Source organism: Blautia sp. AF34-10 (genome assembly GCF_003477865.1).
GTDB lineage: Bacteria > Bacillota > Clostridia > Lachnospirales > Lachnospiraceae > Fusicatenibacter > Fusicatenibacter saccharivorans.
In genome coordinates this window covers 1-6276 of record NZ_QUED01000050.1, presented here as the reverse complement: position 1 = coordinate 6276, position 6276 = coordinate 1, and the positions used below count along the sequence as shown (strand labels likewise).

The following is a 6276-nucleotide window of genomic DNA, read 5'->3' as shown; positions in this document are numbered from 1 at the left end:
AGAGGAAAGATAAGAGGTCTATCGGGGCTTCAAAGACAAACAATCTTTCGCCCTCGCCCCGGTAGCAGAAGTTAAAGGCTTTGTCGCTGCCTTTCACATCAAGCCGGAAACTCCCGGCTGTTCCGCGCTGGTGGGCGTAGCGTGGTATGCCGCTTTCATCTCTGCCGACGAATACGGCGTTGTGGTGGGTTGCGTCCTCGTAAATATCGCCGCTGGCAAAGAAAAAGCCCGTCACATCTTCATCAATGCGGCGGGCAGCTGTGAGGTAGTTCCTCGCTGTTCGGTTGTCGGTGCTGCGGGGCGGCAGTCGGAAGTCAGAAAAGGACGCGGGGCTTGGTCTGTCCGGCGGCGGTGTAGCTCCCTTTTCTCCTGCGAGAAGTTCAACGGCTTCGGTGAAGCTCTTGCCGAAAAACTCCATGACAAAATCAATGGGTGCGCCGCCCTTGCTCTGGCTGTGCCTGTACCATTTGTTTCCCCGGACGGTCAAGCTGTCGTGCCGCTTCCAGCGGTATTCATTCCCGGCGCGGGTAAGCTGCTCGCCCTGTGATTGCAGGAAAGAAACAAGGTCGGCTTGGTTGGCGCGGTCTATCTGTTCTTGGGTGTAGTACATGGTTGATACCTCGCTTTCTGTGGTTGAATTGTTCATAGGTTTTGAGTATAATGAAATCGACAAATTGGAATTTGTGAGGGTAATTATGATAAATTTTTTGAATGATATAAGGAATGCAGAAAATCCAATATCCAATAATAGAAAACTTATAAATACCATAGCGATATTGTTTCTCGGAATAGCTTTGGGAACTTTCTCAAAATATCTGGATTTTCGTCAAACTGAACTTCCAGGTGTGCTTATGGCAATAAATGGAGTCTTAGATATTGGTAATTTTCTTGGGCGTTTTGCAATCTGGATATTGATTGCACTGTGTATTTCTATTTATAGCAATTCTGCAATAAGAGCAAGCATCAATGTTTTTGTATTCTTTGTTGGTATGGTTGCAAGCTACTATTTGTATTCAAACTATATTGCAGGATTTTTCCCAAGAAGTTATGCGATGATTTGGTTTGGATTTACAGCTGTTTCTCCATTATTGGCTTTTGTCTGTTGGTATGCAAAGGGGAAAAGCAAACTGGCATTTATACTATCAGCACTGATTTTGGCAGTATTGTTCAATATGTGCTTTGTATATGGATGCTGGTATTTTAATGCAAAATCTGTTTTGGAAGTGATAGTCTTTATTATTGGACTTATTGTTTTGAGGAGAGACACATTGAGGAGTTCTGCGCTAATGGGAACGATTAGTATAGTTCTTGCAGTTTTACTTGATATGGTTATTCCATTTCATTTTGGATAAACAACTTCCAGTTTATCAGAAAGCATTTAGGGCGGACAAGCAAAATGGCTTGCCCGTCCTTTTTTCCTTATCGCTCCTGTTCGTGTCGCTTGGCGCGGCTCTGCTCCGGTTGGTCGGCGCGGAGTGCAATATCCACGCATTTGCGGATTTTTTGAAGCTCGGCAACCTCGGCGCGGGTCTCTTTCAGTTTGGTATAATCGCTGTCCCTCTGTGTTTTGAGGTCAGCGTATTCCTGTTCCCATTCCGCAATAGGCAAGGTCTTTGTTCCTTTCGGCAGATTTGCATGGAGATAGCGGTTTGCCGCGTCCCATAGGGTAAGCTCGGCGCGGCGGGCTTCCGCAAACTTCTCCTGTTTTCCTTTCCAGCGGATTTGCCGATACTCGTCCTGTATGGGCTTGTAGGTCTGATAATTTCTGCCGTACTCCATGAGTTTTTGCAGTTCTTTCATGCGCTGCTCGGCGGTTTTCATTCCCTCCCGGATTGAATAGGCTCTATCACTGACAGAGGAAAGAGAAGCGTCCAGCTCGTCAAGATTAGAGATACCATGCTCGGAGAGATAGTTGACCGCCGCCGCTATGGTTTTCAGTTCATCGGCTGCGTGCTGTTGTTGCCAACTCTGCGAATACTTCCGGCTCTTTTCTCTCTGAACGCTCAAATACTTCATCAACAGATTTGCAAGGTTGGGAGATTGCGGCGGCTGCTTCGGGGCGGTTTCCCGCGCTTTGAACAGGTCGGCAATCCATTCCTTGAGCTTCCAAATCTGCGCCCGGATTTCACGGATAAGGCGGTTTGCCTTTTGGATATTTCGGTTCAGTTCGCCTTTCTCGGTGGCGATACCTTTCTTCTCCATCTGGCAAGCCGCCACGCCCATGTGGACGGTGGGCAGCTCGTCAATGCCGCGCTCGGCATTGCTGCGGTGGTCGATACGCTCCGGGCTTCCGTTCCTCTCCAAAAAGTCGTTGGTATAGTCAGCCCACGCCTTGCGCCACAAGAGGGTGTTGTCCTTGTCGTTCCAGCCTGTAAGGTCAACTTTGTGCGTCTTGTATCTGCCACTTGGCAAGCGGATACGCTCGCCGTTTTCATCAAGGTCATATTCCTTTTTGGATTTCGCTGTCCATGTGCCGCGCTCGTCAAGGGGGCGCATAGTCAGCATGATATGACAATGGGGGTTGCCGCTGTTGGTGTCGTGGATAACAAAATCCACACACATTCCTCTGGAAACAAATTGAGAGGAACAGTATTCCCGGACAAGCCGGATCTGTTCCTCTCTGGATAATTCTATGGGGAGCGCCGCGTCAATCTCTCTGGCAAGCTGGGCGTTCCCGGCTTTCTCGTAAAGCTCCACGCTGTTCCACAAGGTTGAACGGTCAGAGAAAGAGGGCGGGGCGTGGGGCGGCAGCATGATTTCTGTATGGACAACGCCGCCTTTGCGAGTGTAGTCATGGGTCATTCCGTCCCATTCGTTTGTCAGCTTTTCGCCGCTTCGGTAGGCGGCTGCGGCAACGGCTGATTTGCCTTTTCCTCGGCTCACAATGCCGATGTTCCAATGGTAAATGGCTATGGGTATCACCTCCCGGATAGGATAATAAAACCCGCAAAAATGGTACAGACGCCAACGGCGGGTGTACTGTTTTTGTGGGTGTGCAGGGATAGCCGCAAAGCGGCGCAAGGGGTGCAGCCCCTTGTTGCGGCAAAGCCGCCATATCGGAGCGCGGGGAAATCTCCCTGTGCGGAGACAAGCCCTCGGCAGAGCGCACACGCCCGTAAGGGTGTATAAGTGCGCCCTTAGTTCCTAAGGGATTTTCAGCTTGTCGCTCCCTCTGCTCGTTTTTTCAGATATTCCCGCGCTGGTTCACTCGTCAAGGCAAGCCGGAGAAGTGCTGTGGCTTCCTCGTCGGTCATGTTCTTTGCTTCCGGCACAATGCTTTCAAAGACCGCGCCCCGGACAATAAGGCGGTGGTTTCTCTCCCGGCGTTCCTCGCGGGACAGCTTTTGCCGCAAAATCTTTTCTCTGTTTTCGTATTGCTGGATTTTCTTCTTGCTGTCCTCAATCTCGGCGGTCAATTCCTCGCGGGTTTTCTCTCTCGGTTTCGTCATAGCTGGTCGCTCCTTTCTGCCTGTCGGCATAGAAAAAGGACAGTCGATTTTCTCGGCTGTCCCTTGTGGGTGTCAATCAAAGTTATTTTTCTTGGTCTGCGTCAACCGTTCCGGCACCGTCATCAATATATAGCTCGGCTGGAATTGAACTGACAGTAAGCTGTTTTTCTGGCGGTAATGAATTATACCACTCAAGCCATTTAAGGGTTTCTTCGGATAAGTCCGATTTGTTAAATAACTGTCCTTCAAATTCAACTGTTTCATTTTCTGCATTTTCCAAATTACTATATAAGAAATATTTACCATCAATTAAAATCACAATATCATTTTCATATTGATATACTTTAGCGCCTACAATATCGTCATTAGCTTGGAAATTTTCTTTTGGCTCTTGTGATGAACTAACTTTGCTTTCGATTTCCCCTAAATAAATGAACTGGCTTTCTTTGTCTGTAAGACTGGGTTGACTATCAGCATATTGATACAACTTGTTATTTACATAAACCATAGGAGCCAAATCTCCAGAAACAGGGGGATTAGAGCCATTAAGTAAACGAGGAATTGTAGCTACACAAATTATAAGGCAAAGACAGGCTGCCATAACTCCCCACTTTATCCACACAGGCTTTTTCATTTTCTTTTTGTAGTTGAGTGCTTCGTCAACATATTTTGTATCAAGCTCGCTCATAGCGTCGGAGAATTTCTTTGCGTTCATACGAATACCTCTCTTTCAATTAAGTATTGCTTCATCTTCTCGCGGATACGGGTCAGCCGGACGGAGATATTTTTCTCCGAAAGTCCCACAAGCTCGGCTATATCCTTGTAGCTATCGGAAAACCAATAGCGGCGCATGAAGATAACGCGATTTTCAACGGTCAGCGTGTCCAAAAAGTCCTCGATAATACGGGCTAACTCTCTGGCTTCAATTTCATCTTCAACGGTTTTCTGGTCTGCGATACAGGCTTCGATTTCTTCTAAAGCAATCGTATAGTGACTACTCCGTTTTGCAGCTTCCTTTCTCCAATAGATTTTGAGTGAAATGTTCCGAACAATTTTCACTATGTAGGACAGAAGCGGGTTAGGCCGCGCCGGGGGAATGGCGTTCCATGCGCCTAAATAAGCGTCGTTTACACATTCCTCCGCGTCTTGTCTGCTCCCTACGATATGGTAGGAAAGATTGTGGCAGACTTTTCCGTATTTTATGTCCAATTCCCGTATGCCCTGTTCTGAACGCTCGAAAAACATTTCTATGATTTTTTCATCGTCTATCAATCGCACCGCCTCCTTTCTGGCTTCACCTATATACTACGGTTTTAGCGGCGAATACTACATCAAATCTCAAACTTTTTCAAAAAAATTATATCACACTTCGCCGGAGATTGCTTGCAGTAGCTTTTGCCGCTTCGCTGGCGGCTTTCCGTCGTTCCTTGCTGTATGGGGCGGTCAGACGGAAAGAGAAACGCCCCTTTGCAATATCAAACTCCATGCAGCCCGTTTCCGGGTCTGTGTCCGTCTGCTGGCAGATTGCCGGATAACGGCGGCTGTATGCAAGCAGACGCTTCTTTAAGGCGGTGTTGTGGGTGCGGATATGGATAAGGGTGTCTTTCTCGTCAAACCATATATCGGTGGTCTTTTCCTGCTTGGTAAGCCCTGTTTTCATAAACTCTCCTTTCTGCGCCCCTGTTACGCAATAGGGGCATTTTTCGGGTGTTTTTCCCGGCTCTTGACTTGGGGAAAATGAGGATTTTCAAATAGAAACCGCCCGGACAGGGAATGGTTCGTCAGGGCGGCTGTTATCGCAAGATTTCTGTTTTTTCCGGCTCTTGACCGTCAGACGCGGATAAACGCGAGCTGTCGGCAAGCACCAGTTTGAGCAGCTTGTCGCGGAATGTTTCTGTGCTGCTGTGATTGAAAAACAACTCCGCAACAATGGTCTGCCCGTTCCTCTGGGTCGTGATGATGCTGTCGGGGTCTGTTCTGCCATAGGCGGCTCCTTTCTTTGGGCGCAAAAGAGGGATTTCCCGTAGTTCGGAAAATCCCTCTTGGTTGACGGTTATTCTGTTTTACTGTGCGGGCTGTGCGGCGGCTGCCTGCGCCTTTCTCTTTGCCCGGTATTCCCGCGCTTTCATGCGGTCATACTCCCGCTGCTTTTCAAGGTTTCTCGCCCGGTACTCCCTTGAATACTGCCGGTGGTAGGCGCGGCTCTTTTCCTTTTTGGCTTCTTCGATTTCCCCCCGCATTTGCTGGATTTCCTGCTCGGTCGGCTCTGCAAGCTGTGTCACTTCGTTCTCAAACTTGCCGATATAATTGAAATATATGCTGATGTGCTGGATTGCGTATCTCGCCCTTTTCTGGTCGCGCTCATGCACTTCAATCCGGCTGATAAACTCGTTGAGAATGGCGGGGGTAAGCTCGGTAAAGGCAGCATGGCGTTCCGTCAGCTTCAAAAACTTCTGCGCCCGTCCTCCCGCGTTCTCATAAGCGGATAGCTGCTCTTGGAGCGTGGCAAGCTCCGCTTTCAGCGTGTAGTATTCTTCTGAATACTTCTGCGACATCTGCTCATAGCGGTCTTGTGAGATCGCGCCGAGGGCGTTGTCCTCATAGAGCTTGTTCAGCACCTTGTCAATCTGTTCAAGGCGCGTCGTGATTTGCGGGATACGCTTCTGCTGTTTCTTGGTCTGGTTGGTCTGCTGCATGGCAAGGTTCTTTTTCACTAAGGCTTCAAACTCCGCCCGATTGCTGATAGAATAGTCCTCGATTTTCTTCAGCACTTCCGCGATGGTCTGCATGAGCAAGTCCGCGTCCATGATGTGCGGGGAATGGCATT

The 6276-nt window shown here is 48.6% G+C and carries 9 protein-coding genes; 1 reads left to right on the top strand and 8 read right to left on the bottom strand.

All coding sequences use genetic code 11. From position 1 onward, the window contains the following. The coding region (locus tag DWZ60_RS16400; RefSeq protein WP_119222136.1) for a DUF3991 domain-containing protein at positions 1–610 on the bottom strand (610 nt) is incomplete at its 3' end. Between DWZ60_RS16400 and DWZ60_RS16395 the strand changes: the two genes are divergently transcribed. Continuing rightward, positions 609–1352, top strand: a complete 744-nt coding sequence (locus DWZ60_RS16395; protein ID WP_330422403.1) for a hypothetical protein — start codon at positions 609–611, stop codon at positions 1350–1352. The genes DWZ60_RS16400 and DWZ60_RS16395 overlap by 2 nt on opposite strands. A 67-nt stretch (positions 1353–1419) precedes the next feature. Here DWZ60_RS16395 and mobQ read toward each other — a convergent pair whose 3' ends face one another. The 7 genes from mobQ to DWZ60_RS16360 form a co-directional block, all read right to left on the bottom strand. Then, the gene (gene mobQ / locus DWZ60_RS16390) at positions 1420–2922 is read right to left on the bottom strand and encodes a MobQ family relaxase (protein ID WP_119222138.1); all 1503 of its coding nucleotides are present in this window, start codon (positions 2920–2922) and stop codon (positions 1420–1422) included. A gap of 233 nt (positions 2923–3155) precedes the next feature. Beyond that, positions 3156–3449: a DUF3847 domain-containing protein gene (locus tag DWZ60_RS16385; RefSeq protein WP_015540946.1), complete on the bottom strand. Its 294-nt coding sequence runs from the start codon at positions 3447–3449 to the stop codon at positions 3156–3158. 82 nt (positions 3450–3531) lie between these two features. After that, positions 3532–4164, bottom strand: coding sequence for a hypothetical protein (locus tag DWZ60_RS16380; RefSeq protein WP_015540945.1), 633 nt, complete (start codon positions 4162–4164; stop codon positions 3532–3534). Continuing rightward, on the bottom strand, positions 4161–4727 hold the full coding sequence (locus tag DWZ60_RS16375) for an RNA polymerase sigma factor (protein ID WP_243022101.1): 567 nt from the start codon (positions 4725–4727) through the stop codon (positions 4161–4163). Before DWZ60_RS16375 ends, DWZ60_RS16380 begins: the two co-directional genes overlap by 4 nt. A gap of 79 nt (positions 4728–4806) precedes the next feature. After that, positions 4807–5109, bottom strand: coding sequence for a hypothetical protein (locus tag DWZ60_RS16370; RefSeq protein WP_015540944.1), 303 nt, complete (start codon positions 5107–5109; stop codon positions 4807–4809). 133 nt (positions 5110–5242) lie between these two features. Then, positions 5243–5458 (bottom strand): transposon-encoded TnpW family protein, encoded by a 216-nt coding sequence (locus DWZ60_RS16365; RefSeq protein WP_119222134.1) that lies wholly within the window; start codon positions 5456–5458, stop codon positions 5243–5245. 54 nt (positions 5459–5512) lie between these two features. Next, positions 5513–6276: DUF4368 domain-containing protein (locus DWZ60_RS16360; protein WP_119222132.1), on the bottom strand; the 764-nt coding region annotated here is incomplete at its 5' end.